The sequence below is a fragment of the Eubacterium sp. An3 genome (assembly GCF_002159465.1).
Classification (GTDB): Bacteria; Bacillota; Clostridia; order Lachnospirales; family Lachnospiraceae; genus Anaerobutyricum; species Anaerobutyricum stercoris.
On sequence record NZ_NFIR01000105.1, the window covers coordinates 1 to 783 of the forward strand.

Here is a 783-nt window from a genome sequence, read left to right on the forward strand (position 1 = left end):
CCAGCTTGCCAGAGAGATTGACGCGGCGCTCCCCATAGAGTTATCCAGAGAGGAACAGATCCGGCTTGTCCGGGAATACTGTTCCTCTCAATTTGTTTCCAGAGGAATGTGCGTTGATTTTGCCATTCACGACACCGACAGCGGCAACCCCCATTGTCATATCATGCTTACTATGCGCCCCCTTGACGAGCGCGGCGCATGGGCGGCGAAGTCCAAAAAGGAATATGACATTGACGAGAACGGCGAGCGCATACGCTTACCAAGCGGCAGATACAAGACACACAAAGTTGACCTCACAGGCTGGAACGACAAGGGCAACGCGCTTTTATGGCGCAAGGCATGGGCGGATATTTCAAATGCCTACCTTGAACGCGCCGGACGCCCGGAGCGTATCGACCACCGCAGTAACGCCGAGCGCGGCATTGACGAGCTGCCTACCGTCCACATGGGCGTAGCGGCTTGTCAAATGGAGAAGAAAGGCATAGCCACCGAGAAAGGCGAGCTGAACCGGAATATCCAAAAGGCAAACCGCCTTATCCGGGAAATCCGGGCGCAGATTGGAAAGCTCAAAGAATGGATTGGCGAACTGTTCAAGGCGCGGGAAAACGCCCCGGAGCAGCCCCCGCAATCCCCCGGCCTTGCAAATCTGCTGATGAAGTATTTAAGCGTTCAGAGAGAAAAGAGCCGGAAGTATTCGCAAAGTTGGCAAAGGCAGCACGCCGCCGATGAACTGAAAACCGTTGCAAAGGCAGTAGGCTATCTTTCCGAGCATGGCATTTCCAC

At 54.8% G+C, this 783-nt stretch carries 1 protein-coding gene; it reads left to right on the forward strand.

The window, feature by feature from the left end; all coding sequences use genetic code 11:
- A partial coding sequence (locus B5F87_RS20545; RefSeq protein WP_143405324.1) for a MobA/MobL family protein occupies positions 1 to 783 on the forward strand: 783 nt, incomplete at both ends.